This window comes from Labrys sp. E2SS-1L (assembly GCF_057073705.1).
The window spans coordinates 640,942-660,478 of the sequence record NZ_CP172712.1 but is presented as its reverse complement, the minus strand read 5'-3'; the positions used below and the strand labels follow the sequence as shown (position 1 = coordinate 660,478).

The 19,537-nt window shown below is 66.3% G+C and carries 18 protein-coding genes; 8 read left to right on the top strand and 10 right to left on the bottom strand.

The window, feature by feature from the left end:
- Nucleotides 1-64 precede the first annotated feature (64 nt).
- From ACIGJE_RS03020 to ffh, 4 genes are all read right to left on the bottom strand, one after another.
- Entirely contained in the window at nucleotides 65-778 is a 714-nt protein-coding gene (locus ACIGJE_RS03020) for an HAD family hydrolase (RefSeq protein ID WP_367626241.1), read from the bottom strand.
- Nucleotides 768-1,340 (bottom strand): ribosome maturation factor RimM, encoded by a 573-nt coding sequence (gene rimM / locus ACIGJE_RS03015; protein WP_415084356.1) that lies wholly within the window; start codon nucleotides 1,338-1,340, stop codon nucleotides 768-770. Before rimM ends, ACIGJE_RS03020 begins: the two co-directional genes overlap by 11 nt.
- A gap of 243 nt (nucleotides 1,341-1,583) precedes the next feature.
- Entirely contained in the window at nucleotides 1,584-1,949 is a 366-nt protein-coding gene (gene rpsP, locus ACIGJE_RS03010; RefSeq protein ID WP_311934490.1) for a 30S ribosomal protein S16, read from the bottom strand.
- 54 nt (nucleotides 1,950-2,003) lie between these two features.
- Entirely contained in the window at nucleotides 2,004-3,560 is a 1,557-nt protein-coding gene (gene ffh, locus ACIGJE_RS03005; protein WP_311934491.1) for a signal recognition particle protein, read from the bottom strand.
- A 371-nt stretch (nucleotides 3,561-3,931) separates the two neighbouring features.
- Between ffh and ACIGJE_RS03000 the strand changes: the two genes are divergently transcribed.
- The 6 genes from ACIGJE_RS03000 to hisN all read left to right on the top strand — a co-directional run bounded on the left by ACIGJE_RS03000 (nucleotide 3,932) and on the right by hisN (nucleotide 11,832).
- Entirely contained in the window at nucleotides 3,932-4,861 is a 930-nt protein-coding gene (locus tag ACIGJE_RS03000; protein WP_415084359.1) for a glutaminase, read from the top strand.
- A gap of 90 nt (nucleotides 4,862-4,951) precedes the next feature.
- Nucleotides 4,952-5,464: a DUF1993 domain-containing protein gene (locus ACIGJE_RS02995; protein WP_311934494.1), complete on the top strand. Its 513-nt coding sequence runs from the start codon at nucleotides 4,952-4,954 to the stop codon at nucleotides 5,462-5,464.
- A gap of 61 nt (nucleotides 5,465-5,525) precedes the next feature.
- Entirely contained in the window at nucleotides 5,526-6,782 is a 1,257-nt protein-coding gene (locus tag ACIGJE_RS02990; protein ID WP_367626235.1) for a metallophosphoesterase family protein, read from the top strand.
- Nucleotides 6,779-10,243, top strand: a complete 3,465-nt coding sequence (locus ACIGJE_RS02985) for an ATP-binding protein (protein WP_415084362.1) — start codon at nucleotides 6,779-6,781, stop codon at nucleotides 10,241-10,243. Before ACIGJE_RS02990 ends, ACIGJE_RS02985 begins: the two co-directional genes overlap by 4 nt.
- A 117-nt stretch (nucleotides 10,244-10,360) precedes the next feature.
- On the top strand, nucleotides 10,361-10,672 hold the full coding sequence (locus ACIGJE_RS02980) for a hypothetical protein (protein WP_156771603.1): 312 nt from the start codon (nucleotides 10,361-10,363) through the stop codon (nucleotides 10,670-10,672).
- Between the two features lie 371 nt (nucleotides 10,673-11,043).
- Nucleotides 11,044-11,832, top strand: a complete 789-nt coding sequence (hisN, locus tag ACIGJE_RS02975; protein WP_311934497.1) for a histidinol-phosphatase — start codon at nucleotides 11,044-11,046, stop codon at nucleotides 11,830-11,832.
- A gap of 21 nt (nucleotides 11,833-11,853) precedes the next feature.
- Here hisN and ACIGJE_RS02970 read toward each other — a convergent pair whose 3' ends face one another.
- From ACIGJE_RS02970 to ACIGJE_RS02960, 3 genes are all read right to left on the bottom strand, one after another.
- Nucleotides 11,854-12,810: an alpha/beta hydrolase gene (locus ACIGJE_RS02970; RefSeq protein WP_311934498.1), complete on the bottom strand. Its 957-nt coding sequence runs from the start codon at nucleotides 12,808-12,810 to the stop codon at nucleotides 11,854-11,856.
- A 134-nt stretch (nucleotides 12,811-12,944) separates the two neighbouring features.
- The gene (locus tag ACIGJE_RS02965) at nucleotides 12,945-13,418 is read right to left on the bottom strand and encodes a hypothetical protein (RefSeq protein WP_311934499.1); all 474 of its coding nucleotides are present in this window, start codon (nucleotides 13,416-13,418) and stop codon (nucleotides 12,945-12,947) included.
- A 216-nt stretch (nucleotides 13,419-13,634) separates the two neighbouring features.
- Nucleotides 13,635-14,483, bottom strand: coding sequence for a helix-turn-helix domain-containing protein (locus ACIGJE_RS02960; protein ID WP_311934500.1), 849 nt, complete (start codon nucleotides 14,481-14,483; stop codon nucleotides 13,635-13,637).
- 248 nt (nucleotides 14,484-14,731) lie between these two features.
- On the opposite strand from ACIGJE_RS02960, the gene ACIGJE_RS02955 reads away from it, so the two are divergent.
- Nucleotides 14,732-15,568 (top strand): fatty acid desaturase, encoded by an 837-nt coding sequence (locus ACIGJE_RS02955; protein ID WP_394310909.1) that lies wholly within the window; start codon nucleotides 14,732-14,734, stop codon nucleotides 15,566-15,568.
- 117 nt (nucleotides 15,569-15,685) lie between these two features.
- Here the strand turns inward: ACIGJE_RS02955 and ACIGJE_RS02950 are convergent, their stop codons facing one another.
- A complete protein-coding gene (locus tag ACIGJE_RS02950) occupies nucleotides 15,686-16,267 on the bottom strand; it encodes an AprI/Inh family metalloprotease inhibitor (RefSeq protein WP_082979895.1) in 582 nt (193 codons plus the stop codon).
- 261 nt (nucleotides 16,268-16,528) lie between these two features.
- On the opposite strand from ACIGJE_RS02950, the gene ACIGJE_RS02945 reads away from it, so the two are divergent.
- The gene (locus tag ACIGJE_RS02945) at nucleotides 16,529-16,747 is read left to right on the top strand and encodes a hypothetical protein (protein ID WP_483679301.1); all 219 of its coding nucleotides are present in this window, start codon (nucleotides 16,529-16,531) and stop codon (nucleotides 16,745-16,747) included.
- A gap of 88 nt (nucleotides 16,748-16,835) precedes the next feature.
- Here ACIGJE_RS02945 and ACIGJE_RS02940 read toward each other — a convergent pair whose 3' ends face one another.
- On the bottom strand, nucleotides 16,836-17,615 hold the full coding sequence (locus ACIGJE_RS02940; protein WP_311934503.1) for a succinate dehydrogenase iron-sulfur subunit: 780 nt from the start codon (nucleotides 17,613-17,615) through the stop codon (nucleotides 16,836-16,838).
- An 86-nt stretch (nucleotides 17,616-17,701) separates the two neighbouring features.
- On the bottom strand, nucleotides 17,702-19,528 hold the full coding sequence (gene sdhA, locus ACIGJE_RS02935; protein WP_311934504.1) for a succinate dehydrogenase flavoprotein subunit: 1,827 nt from the start codon (nucleotides 19,526-19,528) through the stop codon (nucleotides 17,702-17,704).
- Nucleotides 19,529-19,537: the final 9 nt, after the last annotated feature.

Below are 19,537 nucleotides of genomic sequence, written 5' to 3'. Positions count from 1 at the left end.
GTTCGCTCGCGAACATGTTACGGACTTCCCCACGGCGTGGAGAAGGCGAGTTGCGTTTCATACTTTACCCTTCGAGCAACCCCTTCAGCCTCTCGTCCGTGAAGTCCTTGATCGAGAACACGGTGTTCGGGCCGTCAAGGGCCGCATCGTCCAGCATGGTCTTGACGCCTACGGCACGCATGCCGGCATTGCGGGCGGCCTCGATGCCGAGCGGCGCGTCCTCGAACACCACGCATTGGCCGGGCGCCAGGCCCATCGCCTCGGCAGCGGCGAGGAAGAGGTCGGGATGGGGCTTGCCGCGATAGCCCATGGAGGGCGAGACCACGGTGACGAAATGGCGGCGCAGATCGAGCCCGTCGAGCACCAAAGCGGCATTCTCCGGCGTGGCGGCCGTGGCGACCGACATCTTCTGCCCGCGAGCCTCGCAGGCAGCGATCAGTGCCATCAGGCCCGGCATCGGCGCCATCTGGCTGCGATAGATCTCGCGGTAGATCGCTTCCTTCTCCAGGCCCAGCGTGTCGAGCTCATGCTCGCTCGCATCGGGCTTGACCATGCCGACCACTTCGCGATTGGCGCGGCCGGCGGTGTCGCGAAAGAAGCGTTCGCGGTCGAAGGGCAGGCCATGACGCTGATGCCAGGTTTCCCAGGCATCGTTGTGGACATGCATGTTGTCGACCAGCGTGCCGTCCATGTCGAAGATCAGACCGGCGACCGGCGTGCCGGCGAGCTGCCTGAAATCGCCGTCCAGGCTGCCGGTGGAACTGTGGTCAGCGCTCATCGTCGCCTGTCTCCTCGTTTTCATCAGCCGCCCCACCTTCCTCAGGCAGGATGACGACGATATGTCCGGCCTTGATATCCACCGCGGGCACGACGGCCTTGGTGAAGGGCAGCAGCAGGGGCTTGGCGCTGCCAGGCGCTTCCTTGGTGGCTTCGGGCGTGACCTCGATGATGTCGCCGGCACCGAAATCGAACAGGCCGGTGACCATGCCGATCTTGTGGCCGTCCTCATCGCGCGCGACGAGACCGATGAGGTCGGCATGGAAGAATTCGTCCTCGTCATCGGGCGTGCCCAGTGCCTCGCGCTCGACGAAGAGCTGGAGATTGACGAGTTGTTCGGCCCCGGTGCGGTCGCCGACGCCCTCGACCCGGGCGATCAGCACGTCCTTGGCCTGGCGCACGGTGGCCAGCTTGATCCGGCGTCCGGTCTTGGTGAGCAGGGGGCCGTAATTGGCGATGGCCAACGGCTCCTCGGTATAGGATTTCAGCCGGATCTCGCCCTTGAGCCCATGGGCTGCGCCGAAAACGCCGAGAAGAACCAGGTTTTGCGGGGCAGGGGGCATGGGGAGCCTTTAGCGAAGGGGCGCGAGATCCCCTCTCCCCAGTGGGGAGAGGGGTAGGGGTAGGGATCAGGCCTCGATTCGTTGAATCGCGCCATTGCAAGCGCAGCGACGCAATCGGGTTCCCGGCCTTTGACAAGCTGGATTGCTTTGCTGCGCTTGCAGTGACGCGCAAGCGGTTCTCGGGTGCGTAGGCCCTCACCCCCCGACCCCTCTCCCAAGTTGGGAGAGGGGAGCAGGATCAGCTTACTCGGCGGCTGCGCTGGCAGCAGCCTCGGCCTTCTTGGCCTTCTCGGCGGCGCGGTCCTGCGCCTTCTTGCCGGGAACGGCCTTGACTGGGTTGTTGCGGGCTTCGCGAGCCAGCAGGCCGGCATCGGCGAAGTGACGCAGCACGCGGTCGGTCGGCTGGGCGCCCTTGGCGATCCAGGCCTTGGCGGCTTCCAGGTCGACGGTCCAGCGCGACTTGCCCGAATCCTTGGCGATCATCGGGTCATAGGTGCCGAGCTTCTCGATGAAGCGACCATCGCGCGGGGAGCGCGAATCGGCAACGACGACCGCGTAGAACGGGCGCTTCTTGGCGCCGCGGCGGGCGAGACGGATCTTGAGGGACATGGGTAACTCCGTTTGTCAGTTTGTTCGTCGGTGAGGTGAAAAGGTTTCGGGCGGCTATTTCTTCTTGCCGCCGAAGGGGAAGCCCGGCGGCAGGCCGCCCGGCAATTTCGGTCCGCCGAGGCCGGGAAAGCCTGGCAGTTTGGGGCCACCCGGGCCGAAATTCGGCATCTGGGGCGGCAGCTTGGGCATTTCGGAGGGCAGGCCTGCCGGCATCTGGCCCTTGGCGAGGGCGTCCATGGCGCCGGGCGGCAATTGTGGCATGCCGCCGCCGAGGCCGAACATCGAGGCCATCTTGCCGAGCGCACCCTTCTTGGCGCCGCCCATCTTCTTCATCATGTCCGCCATCTGCATATGCATCTTCAGCAGGCGGTTGATCTGTTCGGGCGTGGTGCCGGAGCCGGCGGCGATGCGCCGCTTGCGCGAGGCCTTGAGGATCTCCGGCTTGCGGCGCTCCTCGGGCGTCATCGATTCGATGATGGCGCGCTGGCGCTTGAACAGCTTCTCGTCGAGATTGGCGTTGGCGAGCTGGTCCTTGATCTTGCCCATGCCGGGCAACAGGCCAAGCATGCCGGACATGCCGCCGATCTTCTCCATTTGGACGAGCTGCTCGCGCAGATCGTCGAGATCGAAGGCGCCCTTCTGCATCTTGGCGGCGATCTTGGCCGCCTTTTCCGCGTCAATCGTCTCGGCGGCCTTCTCGACCAGGGAGACGATGTCGCCCATGCCGAGGATGCGGTTGGCGATGCGGGCGGGGTGGAAATCTTCGAGCGCGTCGACCTTCTCGCCGGTGCCGACCAGCTTGATCGGCTTGCCGGTGACGGCGCGCATCGACAGGGCCGCACCGCCGCGGCCATCGCCGTCGAGGCGGGTCAGCACGATGCCGGTGATGCCTAGGCGCCCGTCGAAGGCGCGGGCGGTGTTGACGGCGTCCTGGCCGGTGAGGGCATCGGCGACCAGCAGCACTTCATGCGGCTCGGTGACGGCCTTGACCTCGGCGGCCTCGGCCATCAGCGCCTCGTCGACCGTGGTGCGGCCGGCGGTGTCGAGCATGACGACGTCGTAGCCGCCGAAGCGGGCTGCATCCATGGCGCGCTTGGCGATCTGCACGGCGGACTGGCCTGCGACGATCGGCAGCACGGAGACGTCGACCTGCTTGCCGAGCACGGCAAGCTGCTCCATGGCGGCGGGACGGCGGGTATCGAGCGAGGCCAGCAGCACCTTCTTGCCGAACCTGTCGGTCAGGCGCTTGGCGATCTTGGCGGTGGTGGTGGTCTTGCCGGAGCCCTGCAGGCCGACCATCAGGATCGGCACCGGCGGCACCGCCTGCAGGTCGATGGCCTGGCCCTCGCCGCCGAGGGTCTCGATCAGGACGTCGTTGACGATCTTGACGACCATCTGGCCGGGCGTCACCGATTTCAGCACCTCGGCGCCGATGGCACGGGCGCGGACCTTGTCGGTGAAGGAGCGCACGACATCGAGCGCGACGTCCGCTTCGATCAGCGCACGGCGGATCTCGCGCATGGCTTCGCCGACATCCGCCTCGGTGAGGGCGCCACGCCGGGTGAGCTTGTCGAGCACATCGGACAGACGTGCGGAGAGACCATCGAACATTCGTCTTTTCCTGTTTGGCTTCGAGAAAGATATCGGAGCCATCGTCCCGCAAGGCAAGGCGCACAACGCAAAACACGCCCGTGGGCGCATCGCGCTGACGGGCGTTGGCCTCCATCCTCTCGGGATGGTCGGCGGAAGGGCGTCTTACTGTGTAAGAACGGGGCGGGATGTAGGGGATATGGGGGCGAGAGTCAAGGAAAGAGGGTGTTTCACCCCTCATCCCCCTGCCGGGACCTCTAGTCAACTCAAGGGAGTTGACGACACCCGCAAGGGGATGAGGGGTGAAACGTCACCCTCCCAAAGTCACCTCTTCCCAAACCGCCGCCGATTTGCGCTAAGGGAGAAGACCGACACGAAACCCGAGACCCGCCTTGCCCCAGCTTGATGAGATCGTCACCGAAATCGCGCAGGAGATGGCCTGTTACAGCGACCGCGGCGAGGTGGCGAGCTATATTCCCGAGCTTGCCCGCATCGACCCCAAGCATTTCGGCATCGCCGTCATCGATGCCGAGGGCAACGCCCATGTCGGGGGCGACGGCGACATGGCCTTCTCGATCCAGAGCATCTCCAAGGTCTTCACCCTGACCCTCGCCCTCGGCAAGGCCGGCGACCGGCTGTGGCGCCGGGTGGGACGCGAGCCCTCGGGCAGCGCCTTCAACTCGATCGTGCTCCTGGAGAACGAGAAGGGCATCCCGCGCAATCCCTTCATCAATGCGGGCGCCATCGCCGTCACCGATTTGATCCTCTCAGGGCACCAGCCGCGCGAGGCCCTGGGCGAGATCCTGCATTTCATGCGCTTTCTCGCCGACGATCCCTCGATCGCCATCGACGAGGCAGTGGCCGCCTCCGAGCAGCGCACCGGCTTCCGCAACGCGGCTCTCGCCAACTACATGAAATCCTTCGGCGTGCTCGACAATCCCGTCGACTACACGCTCGGCGTCTATTTCCATCATTGCGCCATTGCGATGTCCTGCCGGCAGCTGGCGATGGCAGGGCGCTTCCTTGCCTGGCAGGGCCTCAATCCCTCCACCGGCCACCGTGTGGTGCAGGCCGAGCGGGCCCGCCGCATCAATTCGATCATGCTGACCTGCGGCCATTATGACGGCTCGGGCGAATTCGCCTATCGCGTCGGCCTGCCCGGCAAGAGCGGGGTGGGCGGCGGCATCCTCGCGGTGGCGCCGGGCAAGGCCTCGATCGCGGTGTGGGCGCCGGGGCTCGACGCCAACGGCAATTCCCATCTCGGCCGCATCGCCCTGGAGGCCCTCACCCGCCGCATGGGCTGGTCGATCTTCGGGGCGTGAGGCGAAGAAGCCGTGGCCATCGGTCGCCGAGCCAAGTAAAACACCTCCACCCAGAACATCCCCAATGCCAAAACAGGCTCGGAGGAACCCATGTCGCTCTCATACTATCAGGCCACCGTGCCGGTTTTCGTGCACACCTTGGACGCCCTCTCGGCCATTCTCGACAAGGCTGCTGCCTTTGCCGAGGCCAAGAAGGTTGACCCGGTGGTGATGTGCGGGCTCAGGCTCACCGCCGACATGCTGCCGCTCTCGCGCCAGGTCAGTACGAGCTGTGATTTTGCCAAGCTGTGTGTGGCGCGGCTTTCCGGCGTGGAGGCGCCGAAATTCAACGATGACGAGAAGGATTTCGCCGAGCTGCGCTCGCGCATCGCCAGGACGTTGGAGTTCATCCGCTCCGTGCCGCAGGCCGATGTCGAGGCTGGCGGCGGACGCGTGATCAGCCTGAAGATCGCCGGTACGCAGCGCGAGTTGAAGCCCGACGACTATCTCAACTTCTACGCCCTGCCGAATTTCTTCTTCCACGCCACAACCGCCTACGCCATCCTGCGCGCCAACGGCGTGGAACTGAGCAAGAAGGACTATCTCGGCCCGCTATTCGACTGACGGGCCAGGGGCCCAGGCGGGCCGCCTCGACAAAGCAGCGCAATCGATCCTAAAAGCGGTGATGCGCTTTCGCTTCGTCCACGCCGCCGATCTGCATCTCGACAGCCCCATGCACGGCCTGACGGCCCGCCAGCCCGAGCTGGCGGCGCTGTTCGCCCGGGCGACGCGCGAGGCCTTCGAGGCGCTGATCGACGAGGTGCTGGCTCGGCAGGCCGCCTTCCTGGTGATCTCGGGCGACGTCTATGACGGCGACTGGCGCGACTATCACACCGGCCTGTTCTTCGCCGCACAGCTGGCACGGCTGTCGCGCGCCGGCATTCCCACCTACCTGATCCAGGGCAATCATGACGCCGAGAGCCAGATCTCGCGCAAGGTGACGCTGCCGCCCCTGGTGCATTCCTTCGGCACCCGCAAGGCCGAGACCATGGAGCTGCCCGAGCTCAAGGTCGCCCTGCACGGACGCAGCTTCGCAGAGCGCTCCCTAAGCGACAATATCGTGCGCGATTTTCCGCCGACACGCCCGGGCTGGTTCAATCTCGGCTTGCTCCATACCTCGCTGGATGGTCGGGCGGGCCATGCTTCCTATGCGCCCTGCACCCTCGCCGATCTCAAGGCTCGCAATTACGACTATTGGGCGCTCGGACATATCCATGCCGCCGAAATCGTCGCCACCGATCCCCCTGTCGTCTTCCCCGGCAATCTCCAGGGCCGCCATGTGCGGGAAAGCGGGCCGAAAGGCGCCATGCTGGTGGAGGTCGAGGATGGCACCGTCGCCGCGCTCACGCCCCTGGTGCTCGACAAGGCGCGCTGGGGGCATCGCCGCGTGGCGATCGGCGAGGCCACGACGCTGGCCGAGGTGCTGGTACGGGTCGAGACTGCCTTGCGGGAGGAAATCGACGCGGCGGGCGAACGCCCGCTCGCTCTGCGCCTGACGCTGACGGGCGAAACCCCGACCCATGACGGGCTTGCTGCAGATGCTCAGCATTTGCGGGCCGAGATCCAGGCGGCGGCCGACCGGGTGAGCGAACGGCTCTATATCGAGCGCATCGAGCTTGCGACCACGTCCCCGCAAATCGCGGTGGACGAGACCGTGGGCTTTGCCGATCCGCAGGGCCTGCTGGCCGGGCTGGAGACGGAGCCGGATTTCAGCGAGGCGCTGGCCGGCATCGTCGAGGACATCCTCGCCAAATTGCCGGATGAGGTCCGCCAGGCCGTGCGTGGCGAGGAGATCGGCGCTGCACTGGTGGAGGAGGCGCGCGCCGTTGCCTTGGCGCGCCTGCGCCGCGGCGGCAGGGCCGGCGCCGGGGAGGCGGCATGAAGCTTACCCGTCTCGATCTCGACCGCTACGGCCCCTTCACCGGGACACATCTCGATTTTCGTCCCGATGCCGACCTGCACATCGTCTATGGCCCGAACGAAGCCGGCAAGAGCTCGGCACTGTCGGCGATCACCGACCTGCTTTATGGCTTCGAGCCGCGCAGCCCCGCCAACTTCAGGCATCGCTATGAGGATCTGAAGGTCGGCGCCGAACTGCAGCAAGCCGATGGCAGCGCCTTGCGGTTCTGGCGGCGCAAGCGGCTGAAGCATTCCCTCACCGACGCCGAGGACACACCGCTCGACGACGGGCTGCTCGAGCCGCTGCTGAGCGGCATCTCGCGCGAGGTCTTCCTGGCCGCCTTCGGGCTCGACCAGGCCGGCCTGCGGGAAGGCGCCCGCCAGATGCTGGCGGCCGAGGGCGAGGTGGGTGAAAGCCTGTTCGCCGCCGCTTCCGGCTTGAAGACCCTGGTCTCGGTCCGTGCCGGGCTGGAGGGCGAGGCGGACGGCTTGTTCGGCGCGCGCAAGTCGAGCAAGCGCGCCTTCTACGAGGCGCAGGAGCGCTACGACCAGGCCCGCCGTGCCTTGCGCGAGCGATCACTGCGGGCCGATGACGTGCGCGCCCTCGAAGCCGAGATCGAAGCCGGCGAGGCGCGGGCGCGCGCCCTGGCCGAGCAGCTGCGCCAGGCCGGCATCCGGCGCGCCCGCATCGATCGCGTCCGCCGCGTCGCGCCCCTGCTCGCCCGGATTGGCAAGGCCGAGTCGGCCCTGGCCGCTCTCGAGGCCCTGCCGGATCTGCCCGACGGTTTTGCCGCCGAGATCGAGGTGGCGCTGGCCCGGGCCGAGGCGGGGCGGGAGACCCTGGCGCGCCTCGAGCGGGAGGTCGAGGATGCCGAGCGGGCCCTGGCCGCGATCATCGTCGATGACGATGTGCTGGCGGCGGGCGAGGCGATCACGGCTCTCAACGAGGAGCGCGCCGCCCTGGCCAAGGCGATGCTGGACCTGCCGCGCCGGGAGGCAGAGGCACGGGAAATAGCCGATGACCTCGACGACCTCGCCCGGCGGCTCGGCCAGAAGAACCGGGCCGCCCTTTCGGCCCTGAGCCCGGACGATCTCGCTCTCGAACGTATCCGCGTGCTGGCCGAGCGCCGGCGCGAGATCGAGCGGGAGGCGGGCGAAAGCGCCCGCGCCGCCGAACGGGCCCGCGAAGCCATCGAGGCCCTGCAACGCAAGGCGGCTGCCTTCCAGGCGAGCGCCGATCCCGGTCCCCTGCGCCAGCGGCTGAAGGCCATGCAGCCGGCCCTGGCGGAAGCCGGCACCATCGAAGAGCAGGAAGGCGAATTGGCGCGCCGCCGCGCGTTGCAGCAGGAAAGGCTGGCGCGGCTGTCGCCGGCGGTGGCGGACGAGCACAGGCTCTGGGCCTGGCGCGAGCCATCCGAGGAAGCGATCGCCCAGGCCGAACGGGCCCTGGCGGCGCTGGAGAGCACGGCCCGGGAACAGGAAGCCGAAGTCCGGCGCCTGCGTGACGCCCTGGCGGAAGCCGACGCGCTCCTGGCCCAGACGGGGGACAGGGATGGACTGATCGACGATGCCATGCTGGCCCGCGAACGGTCGGAGCGCGATGCCTTGTTCGATGCCATCCTCAGCCAACCTTCGGCGGCGGCGGCAAAGGCCTATCGCAAGATCGTCGCTACCGTGGACGAACTTGCCGACCGCAGGCTGGCGCAGGCCGAGCATCTGGCTCGCCGGGAGGTGGTACGGCGGACGCGTGACAGGGACGCCGCGGCTCTTGCCCGGACCGAGGTCGGGATCGCGGCGCGTTTGCGTGAAAGCGAGCAGGTCAGTCAAAACTGGCAGGCCCTGTTCGCACCGCTGGGCTGCCAGGCGGAGACGCCGGTGGCGATGCGCCGCTTTCTGGTGGAACTGGCGCGGCTGCGCGAGGAACGCCAGGCGCTGCGGGATCTGGAGCTCAGGATCGAGCGGGGCCAGCGACGTCTGGCCGGGGAGCGGCCCGGCCTCGAGGCCCTTGCCGCCGAAATCGGCATTGCGGGTACGTCGACACAGAGCCTGCCCAGTCTGGTGCGGCTGATCGAGGATGGCCTCGCTGCGCTCGAACTCGGGGCCCGCGAGGCCCGCTCTCTCGCCGACCAGCTGGAAGCCAGCCGCACCGAGCTTGCCCGGGCGGAAAAATCGCGAGGGATGGCCGAGGCCGCCCGCGACGCCACCCGGGCGGATTGGGCAGCGGCTCTCGCCGTTCTCGGGCTGGCGCCGGAAGCGAGCCCCCAGGAAGCAGCCAAGGCGAGCGAGCTCTGGATCGCCGTGCAGGGCAAGCTGGCCCAGCTCGGCAGCCTGGAGCACCGCATCGCCAGTATTCTCGACGACAGCACCACCTTCGCGCAGCGGGCTGCCGGCCTCGTCGACAGGCTCCCCTCCGAGGCGAGCGGCGAGCCGGCGGAGACGGCTCTCGGCCTGATGGCGGCTCTGACGGCCGCCCGCGATGCGGCGATCCGTCGCCGCACTGCACGGGAAGGCCTGGATCGCTACCGCGAAGCGCTGGCCAAGGCGGGGATGGCTCAAGGCGGTCATGACGAGGCCATTGCCGGCCTGTCGGCCAAGGCCGGCCGCGAGCCAGCGGCGCTTGCCGCGCTGGCGGCCGATCTCGCCCTGCGCGCCGGCCTCGACCGTGAACTCGCGGCGGCCCGGGCCGAACTCGGCGGACAGGGCGACGGTTTGGAAGAGGCGGCTCTAAGGGCCGAAGTGGCCGAGATCGGCGTCGACGAGGCCGCGGGCGAGAGCGAGGCAGTGCAGGCCGAACTCAACGGCCTGATCGAAGCGGACAAGCAGGCGGCCCTGACCCTCGGGGAATTGCGGCGGCGGCGCGAGGCGATCGAGCGGGAAGCCGGCGCTGCCGGGGCGGCCCAGGCGTTGGAGGATGCCCGCAGCGACCTTGCCCGCATCACCCGTGACTATCTGGTGCTGAAGGCGGCTTCCCTGCTGCTCGAGGCGGGGCTTGAGCGCCAGCTCCGCTCCGAGCAGGGGCCATTGCTCGCACGGGCGGGCGGCCTGTTCGCCACCATCACCGCCGGCGGCTTTGCCGGCATCGCCACGCTCTATGACGAGGCCGACAGGCTGCGCCTTGCCGCACGCCGGCCCGATGGCGGCACCACCGACATCGGCGGCCTGAGCGAGGGCACGCGTGACCAGCTCTATCTGTCGCTACGCCTCGCCCATCTCGAAGCCATGGCGGCGCGGCGCGAGGTGCCGCCTTTCGTCGGCGACGATCTGGTGATGACCTTCGACGAGGAGCGCGTCGCCGCTGCGCTGCAGGTGCTGGCGGCCAAGGAATCGGGGCTCCAGAAGATCCTGTTCACCCACCATCGCCATGTGATAGAGATCGCCCGCGAACGCCTGGGACCGGCCGTCGACATCGTCGCGCTGGACCCGCAAAACCCGTCCGAAAGCTGACGGAAGCGTTCATAGTCCATTCAGCTTGTACCCCCTAAAGTGCATCCCATGAGTTCAAGGGCACAAAGCAGCTACCGATGGTGGCGCTTCTGGAGCGCCCCCCGTGAGGAATTGATCATGTTGAAGAAAATTCTCGCATCGGCCCTGGTTGTTGCCACTGTTGCCGGTGCCTCGATGGCGACCACCGGTACCGCCGAAGCTCGCTACGGCCGCGGCGGCGCCTTCGCCGGCGGTGCGGCAGCCGGCCTCGTCGGCGGCCTGCTCCTGGGCGGCGCCCTGTCCAACCGCGACCGCGGTTATGATTATGACGATGGCTATTACGAACCCGCTCCGGTCTATGTGCAGCCCCGCTGCTGGTTCGAGCGCCAGCGCGTGCCGAACCAGTACGACTACGGCTATCACGTCGAGCGCGTGCGCGTCTGCCGCTAATCGAATTTCACGGTAGCGTCCCGGCACCGGCCCCGACAGGCGGCTGGCAGCAGGGCCCCGGAACCCCGCCGCGAGGCGGGGTTTTCATTTTCAAAAACCGGTTTGCTCCGGCGGGAATCTGCTCTAGAGCAGAGCCCGTTCAGACCGAGACGCGCTTTGCCCCAACTCCTCGTTGACATGCCTTTGCGTGCCCCGGCGATTTCGCCGGATCGCAAAAGGCTCTAAAGCGTCTTGCGATTTGGTGGAATCACCAAGAATCGCAAAGACGCGTCGGATCAACGAACTAGAGAAAAAAGCGTTCACGCCTGAACGCGTTTTGCTCTAGGGGGAGACCGGCACAGACGAAGCGCTCTGGCCGCGCGGAGAAAAAGATGGCACCGGTGGATTTCGAAGCCTTCGTGGATGAGCTCGCCAATGTTTCGGGCACCACGATCCTGCCCTTCTTCCGTTCGGCCCTGGCCACGGAAGACAAGTCCGGCGGCGGCAATTTCGATCCTGTCACGGAGGCCGACCGAGGCGCCGAGGCGGTGATCCGCCAGAAGATCCGGGCGATGTTTCCCAGCCATGGCGTGATGGGCGAGGAATATGGCTCCGAACGCCTGGATGCCGAATTCGTCTGGGTGCTCGATCCGATCGACGGCACCAAGTCCTTCATCTCCGGCATGGTCGGTTGGGGCACGCTGATCGGCCTCCTGCGCAATGGCCAGCCCTGCTATGGCATGATGCACCAGCCCTTCACGCGCGAACGTTTTTCGGGCGATGGCGGCTCGGCCAAATATCGCGGCCCCGGTGGCGAGCGCGCCATGCGCACCCGCTCCTGCGCAGGCCTCGCCGACGCCGTGCTCTACACCACCAGCCCCCGCCTGATGGCCGAGGCCGATCGGGCCTTGTTCTCCGTCGTGGAAGAGAAGGTGAAGCTCTCGCGCTATGGCGGCGACTGCTATGCCTATGCCATGCTGGCGATGGGCCTGGTCGACCTGGTGATCGAATCCAACCTGCAGCCCTATGACATCACGGCCCTGATCCCGATCGTGGAAGGCGCCGGTGGCGTCATCACCACCTGGGATGGCGGTCCAGCCCAGGCCGGCGGCCGCATCGTCGCGGCGGGCGATGCGCGCGTGCATGCGGCGGCGCTTTCCCTGCTGCAGGCACAGGGCTGAGGATCTCCTGCGGTCCCGGACTTACGCCTGCGTGCCCGGCACGAAGGCGTCGAAGGCGGCCCAGAAGGCCTCGCGGATGGCGTCGCGTTCCTGGGTGATCTCGTGGCGCGAGCCGGGCAGGGTCAAGGTCCGGGTGGCATAGAGCTTGGCCGCGAAATGCTGGGCGGCCGGCGAGGAGACGACGTGATCGTCGCCCGCCAGCAGGACCAGGGTGGGGATCCGCCAATCCGCTCCGAAGCGCGGGTCGGCCAGCCGGTCCATCACCCGGAAGGCAGCCCGGACCCAGCCGATCGTCGGCCCGCCGATGGCAAGCTCGGGGGCGTCGCGGGCGATGCGGGCGGCGCGGTCATAGCGGGCCTTGTCCGAGGTCACCGGATTGCCGTCGAAAGGCTTGAGCCCGACCGGGCGGGGCGACCAGCCCGGCACGATCAGCCGTCCCAGCCCGAGCCCGCCGAGGAAACGGGCGAGCCAGCGCGCACCGGGGGGCTTGCGGTCGATCTCGATCATGGGCGCGGTGACGACGAGCCGGTCGAACCAGATCGAGCCGGGCGGCAGATTGGCGAACAGGATGGCACCGCCCATCGAATGGGCCAGCCCATAGAAGGGGCCGGGACATTCGGGCAAGGCGATCTTGCGCATGAAGGCATCGAGATCCGGCCCGAAATCGCCGAAATCGTCGATATGGCCGAGGCGGCCGTCGCGCAGCAGACGGTCGGATCCGCCTTGCCCCCGCCAATCGAGGGTTGCCACGGCAAAGCCCCGCGCCCGCAATTCGCGGATGAGTTCGAAATATTTCTCGATGAATTCGGAGCGCCCCTGGAACAGGCAGACCGTTCCCTTGGGATGCGGTGACAGCGAGGGCCAGCGCGCCGTGCGCAAAGTGATGCCGTCCCGGGTGGTGAGCGCCTCGACGATGGCGCCGGCCGGGCAGGGATTGTCTGGGCTGTCGTGGAGCCGGGGGCCAGTAGGCTGGAGCATGACTTGCTCCTTAGCATTTTTTGCCGCGGCAGCGTCAAATAACGAGCCCGCCCGCGCCGAGGGCGCAGGCGGGCTGCCGGACCGCTCCGGAGCACGCCGAGCTATCGAGCCAGGAACTGAACTTCGGCTCGAGCCTACCAGCGTGGACCACTCCAGGGACGCGGTGGGACCCAACTGTCGTTGTCCCATTGCCGGGGCGGGCGAGCCCAGCCCAATTGCCGCAATCCCGTAATTTCGGTGGTATGGCCGTCGATGACGATGAGCACGCGCCCGCCTTCCGAACCCTCCGCCTCGGCGATATAGCTGTCGCCGCGTACCCGCTTGATGACGACATTGTGGTATCCCCGGCCGGCGAGGCTCGAAATGATGGCGCGCGGTGGCAACAGGCGCGGATTGCCTGCCATGTCGGGTCCCTGGTCCGGTCCCTGGCCGATCTCGTCGGGAGCCTGGGGAAGGCCCCGATTGCGCCCCAGCGCCGGTGCCTGCTGTGGCGTCTGGGCGTAATTGTTCAGCGAATTTTGTGCGAAAGCAGCGTTCACGTCGGTCTGAAGGCCCAGGGTCAGCAGGGCCAGACCGGCAATCACCCCCAAAAGGGCTCGGCAGGGCATGAAGCTTCTCCAGACCAGATGCTAGAGCGCTTTGCGACCAGTCGGAATCACCGGAGGTCGCAAAGAGACGTCGAGACGAAACGTTGGCGCAGACGAGCATTCGATCGCGAATGCCCTTGACTTGAGGCGGACCATAACCGGATTAGTGTGAACAATCATGCAAGCACCCGTTCACGTGGCGTTCATCTTGCGTGGAGGATGCGCCCGTCGGGCCTCTCAGTCGAGAGAGGCGCCGAGATCGCGCAGATAGGCTGCCGCAACATGGGGCTGAACCGTGGCGGTGCGTACGATGTCCTCGAAACGGCGCGTCAACATGCGGATATGCTCGCTGGCATTGAGCACCAGGTAGGTCGGCCCGAGATAGACTGCGGCGCGGGAGTTGCCGAAGATGGTGAAGGGGGCCGAATAGGTCTGCCTGAGATCGTAGAGATTGAGCCGCAACGTCGGATAGAGTTCGTCCACCAGGCTGGCCATGGTGTTGAACTGGGCCTTGCGGGCGGCGGCATCGAAACCCTCCCATTGAGCGTGGCCCCTGGCGAAGAGTTCCAGCGCCTGGACGGAGACGCAGGCCTCCATCTCGCCGCCATCGCGGATGGAGGCAATGGTCAGCCGCCGCCGCTCGGCCAGTGCCGGCTTTGAATCGGGGCCGAGCGCCGCCGCATATTCGAACTGCATCACTTCGTCGGTCTTCAGGAAGTCGGGAAAGCTCATCGGCACGGTGCGCAGCTTGCGCCCGGCTGCCTCGGCATGCCAGCGCAGGAAGCGCTCGTTGAAGGGAGCGTGGGCCTGGGTCTCGATGGTCAGCACGGCTTCCACCAATTCCGCACCGATCTGCTCGCGCTGGCTCAGGCCCAGCAGCCAGTCGATCGAGATACGGCACCCCTTGGCGATGGCCGCCAAGGTTTCGGCCCGGGGCAGGCGGTCGTTCTCCGCCGAAAGCAATTGCGACAGGGTGGAGCGGTCGATGCCGACATGGCGGGCAAAGCCCGCCTGGTTGAGGCCCGTCTGGGCGATGACCCGTTCGAGTCGGTCACGAAAGCTCTGTGCCGCGGAGGGATGCGCCATTTTTTGCCCTGGATGTTTATATTAGTCAACAAAGAATGGAATAATCTACAAGAGAGATCATTAGACGACAAATGTCAATGTTATGCGACAACACAATCCTTGTGTGATTTGGGCTTTCACCGCATCATCACTATAATTGTGGAGTGATTTGAATGCGTAAGGCTGAGATTCAGGCGCGGCGGAGACGGAAGGCGGTCGAGTGGCCGACGGTCGTTCTTGCGTCTATAATCTATAGTCTTTGGGGGTTATTGACCTATTTTCATGCGGCAATCCCGCTCTGGATCTGGATCCCGCTCGGGGCCTGGACGGTCGCTTGGCACGCCTCCCTCCAGCACGAGGTCATTCACGGCCATCCGACCGCGAACCGCGCCCTCAACCGCTGGATCGGCTGCTGGCCGCTGCTCTTGTGGCTGCCCTATGAATCCTATCGCATCAGCCATCTGCTGCATCACCGGGACGAGCGGCTGACCGACCCGCTCGATGATCCCGAATCACATTACTGGACGCAGGAGCAGTGGGACCGGCTCGGCCGCTTCCATGCCTGGGCGATCCGCGCCAATTCCACCTTCCTCGGCCGGATGACCATCGGTCCGGCGCGGGCGATGTCGACCTTCCTCACCCGCGAAGCCCGCGCCGTATGGAATGGCGAGCCGATGCATCGCCGAATCTGGACCAGCCATGCCCTGCAACTATTGGTTGTGCTGGCTTGGCTGGTGCTGATATGCGATCTCAATCCGCTGATCTATTTTGCGGCGATCGTCTATCCGGCTACGGCGCTGATGCTGGTGCGTTCCTTCGCCGAGCACCGTGCCGAGAACGAGGTGGAAGAGCGTACGGCCATCGTCGAGAACGCGCCGGTCTTCGGGCTGCTCTTCCTCTACAACAATCTGCATGTCGTGCATCACGACAATCCGATGATGCCCTGGTACGAGATCCCGGCCTGGTATCGCGCCAATCGCGAGCGAGTGATTCGCGAGAATGGCGGCCTGGTCTATGACGGCTATTGGGATGTGGCCCGGCGCTATTTCATCACCGAGCACGACACGCTGATCCATCCCTATGGGCGGGCTCCCGTGCAGGGATGAGTCGGACAGGGCCGGCTCGTCCGCCGGCCTGCCGTTCCTTGTTCGCCGGGATCTATAAAGACAAAGGGCAGGCTGCGGGCCTGCCCCGGGACGCCTGCTTGCTGAAAGCAGCCCTCTCTAGCGGGTCATCCGGATCTTGGCGCCCGACAGCGTGGCCGCGCCTTCATAGGCGCCGTCGCCCGTCGGGAACAGGCGCACAGCCGTACGGCCACCGGGCTCGAGCAGGTCGATCTCCTGGCCGCGCTGCTGCCAGGCATTGACCTTGGCGAGCGAACCGGCCTGGCAGCCCGAGGGGGAGGCGCGGTAGACGTCGAGCAGGGCCTGGCGCGTCAGCGAGATGTTGCAGCTGCCGCGTGCGGCATCGGAGATCTTCCAACTGCCGGAGATGCTGCTGGTAGAAGAGGGGCGCGGTGCTGTCGGCAGGGCGGCGACCTGGTTGCTCGGCGGGGCAAGCGAGGTGGACGGCGCAGCAGCGGTGCCGCCGGGCGTCGCCTCGCCGCCGGCGGGCGGCAAGGGCTGGGAGGTCACGTCCTCCGTCGGTGCCGCCATCAGCGGCTCCGGCGCCGGTACGGGCCGGCCGGCATCCGGCGGGGGACGTTGGGAACTGCCGAAATCGAAAGCGTCGCCAAGACGAGTGGATGACGCACACGACGCCAGCAGCAGGGCACAGGGTAGAATTGCCAGCGCGGAAAATCTCATCGGTCCATCCGGTCCCAGTCAGAGTTAACAGGTACTGCCAATATCAGATCGAGGCAGGTGGCGACAGCAAGAAGCGTAATGCCGCATGCGATAATCGGCCGGACAATCCCGCATACCGTAGGGGAAGTCGGATAGCGAGAATGCACGACCCTGTTGAGCTGGTTCTGTGTCGATTCTTTGATAGGCCGGATGATCTTAAGGCTTGCTTAAATCAATTCCGCCAAGGTGTGGCCTGAACGTCACACGTCCCGGAGAGACCCCATGGCTGCCCCAAGCGCCGTTGCAGTGCTGGTTGCCCTGTCGACGATGACGTCTGCAGCCGCTCCGATCGGCCGCGTCGACAGCAATCTCGAACTGCCCAAGCTCACGCTCCACGCGCCCGCCACGGTGCCGGCCGCCGCCTCGCCGCGGCTCGATCGCAACGAAACCGGCCGGCAGCCGCCGGTGGAAGACGTTGACGTCACCGGCCCGGTGCGGTGAGGGCGAAAGTGGGCCAAGCTGGATAAAGTCCCTTCTCCCCCCTGCGGGAGAAGGTCCCGGCAGGGGGATGAGGGGTGGAGCGCCGCCTCTAGACCTGCCTTGCCACCATCATCTTCTTGATTTCGGCGATTGCCTTGGCCGGGTTCAGGCCCTTGGGGCAGGTCTGGGCGCAGTTCATGATGGTGTGGCAGCGATAGAGCTTGAAGGGGTCCTCCAGCTCGTCCAGGCGATCGCCGGTGCGCTCGTCACGGCTGTCGATAAGCCAGCGATAGGCCTGCAGGAGGGCAGCCGGGCCGAGATAGCGGTCGCCGTTCCACCAATAGCTCGGGCAGGAGGTGGAGCAGCAGGCGCACAGGATGCACTCGTAGAGGCCATCGAGCTTTTCACGGTCGCCATGGGTCTGGCGCCATTCCTTCTCGGGCTGGGGCGTGTCGGTCTTCAGCCAGGGCTCGATCGAGGCATGCTGGGCGTAGAAACGCGTGAGATCGGGCACGAGGTCCTTCACCACCGGCATATGCGGCAGCGGATAGATCTTGATCACGCCCTTGATGTCGTCCATCGCCTTGGTGCAGGCGAGCGTGTTGGCGCCGTCGATGTTCATGGCGCAGGAGCCGCAAATGCCTTCGCGGCAGGAGCGGCGGAAGGTCAGCGTCGGATCGATGGTGTTCTTGATCCAGATGATGGCGTCCAGCACCATCGGGCCGCAATCGTCGAGATCGACGAAATAAGTATCGGTGCGCGGATTCGTCTCACCGTCCGGATCGTAGCGGTAGATCTTGAACTCGCGCAGATTCTTCTGGTTCTCCGGCTTCGGCCAGACCTTGCCGCCGACGATGCGGGAGTTCTTGGGAAGTGTGAGCTGAACCATTTTCGGGTCTCTCGTGGGCTGCGGCAAGGCGCCCGGATAAGTCTGATGATGTCAGGCTGGCGGCTCGCGTCAGCGAGCTGCCTTTCTCAATAAACGCGTGCCTTCGGCTCGATGTACTGGACGTCGTTCGACATGGTGTAGGTGTGCACCGGCCGGTAATCGATGCTGACGGACTTCTTCTCGGTATCGGCCCAGGCCAGCGTGTGCTTCATCCAGTTCTGGTCGTCACGGTTGGGGAAATCCTCGCGCGCATGGGCGCCGCGGCTTTCGGTGCGGTTCTCCGCGCCATCCATGGTGACCACGGCCTGGCTGATCAGATTGTCGAATTCCAGCGTCTCGATCAGGTCCGAGTTCCAGATCAGCGAGCGGTCGGTGACGCGGACGTCGTCGGCGCTCTGCCAGACCTGGTGGATCTTCTCCTTACCCTCGGCAAGGGAGGTGCCGGTGCGATAAACCGCGCAATCGTTCTGCATCACACGCTGCATCGAGAGCCGCAGCTCCGCCGTCGGCGTGCCGCCCTTGGCATAGCGCAGGCGATCGAAGCGGGAGAGGGCCTTCTCGGCCGAATCGGCCGGCAGGTCGGCATGCTTCTCGCCGGGCTTGAGCATCTCGGCGCAACGCAGGCCCGCCGCACGGCCGAAGACCACGAGGTCGATCAGGGAATTGGAGCCGAGGCGGTTGGCGCCGTGCACGGAAACGCAGGCCGCTTCCCCCAGCGCCATCAGGCCGGGCACGATCGCATCGGGATCGTTGCCCTTCTTGGTCAGCACCTCGCCGTGATAATTGGTGGGGATGCCGCCCATATTGTAGTGCACGGTCGGCAGCACCGGGATCGGCTCCTTGGTGAGGTCGACGCCGGCGAAGATGCGGGCCGATTCGGAGATGCCCGGCAGGCGCTCGGCCAGGATCTTGGGATCCAGATGGTCGAGATGCAGGAAGATGTGGTCCTTGCGCTTGCCGACGCCGCGGCCCTCACGGATTTCCATGGTCATGGCGCGCGAGACCATGTCGCGCGGGGCGAGGTCCTTCACCGAGGGGGCGTAGCGCTCCATGAAGCGCTCGCCTTCCGAATTGGTGAGGTAGCCGCCTTCGCCGCGGGCGCCTTCGGTGATCAGGCAGCCGGCGCCGTAGATGCCGGTGGGGTGGAACTGCACGAACTCCATGTCCTGCAGCGGCAGGCCCGCCCTGAGCACCATGGCATTGCCGTCGCCGGTGCAGGTATGGGCCGAGGTCGCAGTGAAATAGGCACGGCCATAGCCGCCGGTCGCCAGGATGGTGCGGTGGGCGCGGAAGCGATGGATGGTACCGTCATCCATCTTCAGCGCCACGATGCCGCGGCAGCGGCCCTCCTCGTCCATGATCAGGTCGAGGGCGAAATATTCGACGAAGAACTCGGCCTGGTGCTTGAGCGCCGCGCCATAGAGCGTGTGCAGCATGGCGTGGCCGGTCCGGTCGGCGGCGGCGCAGGTGCGCTGGGCGATGCCCTTGCCGAAATCGGTGGTCATGCCGCCGAAGGGGCGCTGGTAGATGCGACCGTCCTCGGTGCGCGAGAAGGGCACGCCCCAATGCTCGAGCTCGTAGACGGCGGCCGGCGCGTTGCGCACCAGATATTCGATGGCGTCCTGGTCGCCCAGCCAGTCCGACCCCTTGACGGTGTCGTACATGTGGAAGCGCCAGTCGTCGCGGCCCATATTGCCGAGCGAGGCGGCGATGCCGCCCTGGGCGGCCACGGTGTGGGAGCGCGTCGGGAAGACCTTGGTGATGCAGGCGGTGCGCAGTCCGGCCTCGGAACAGCCGACCACGGCGCGCAGGCCCGCACCGCCGGCACCGACGACCACGACGTCATAGGTGTGGTCGGTGATGGGATAGGCGGTGCCCAGGGCGGAGGGATTGTTAACAGTGCCTTCGGCCATAAATAAATA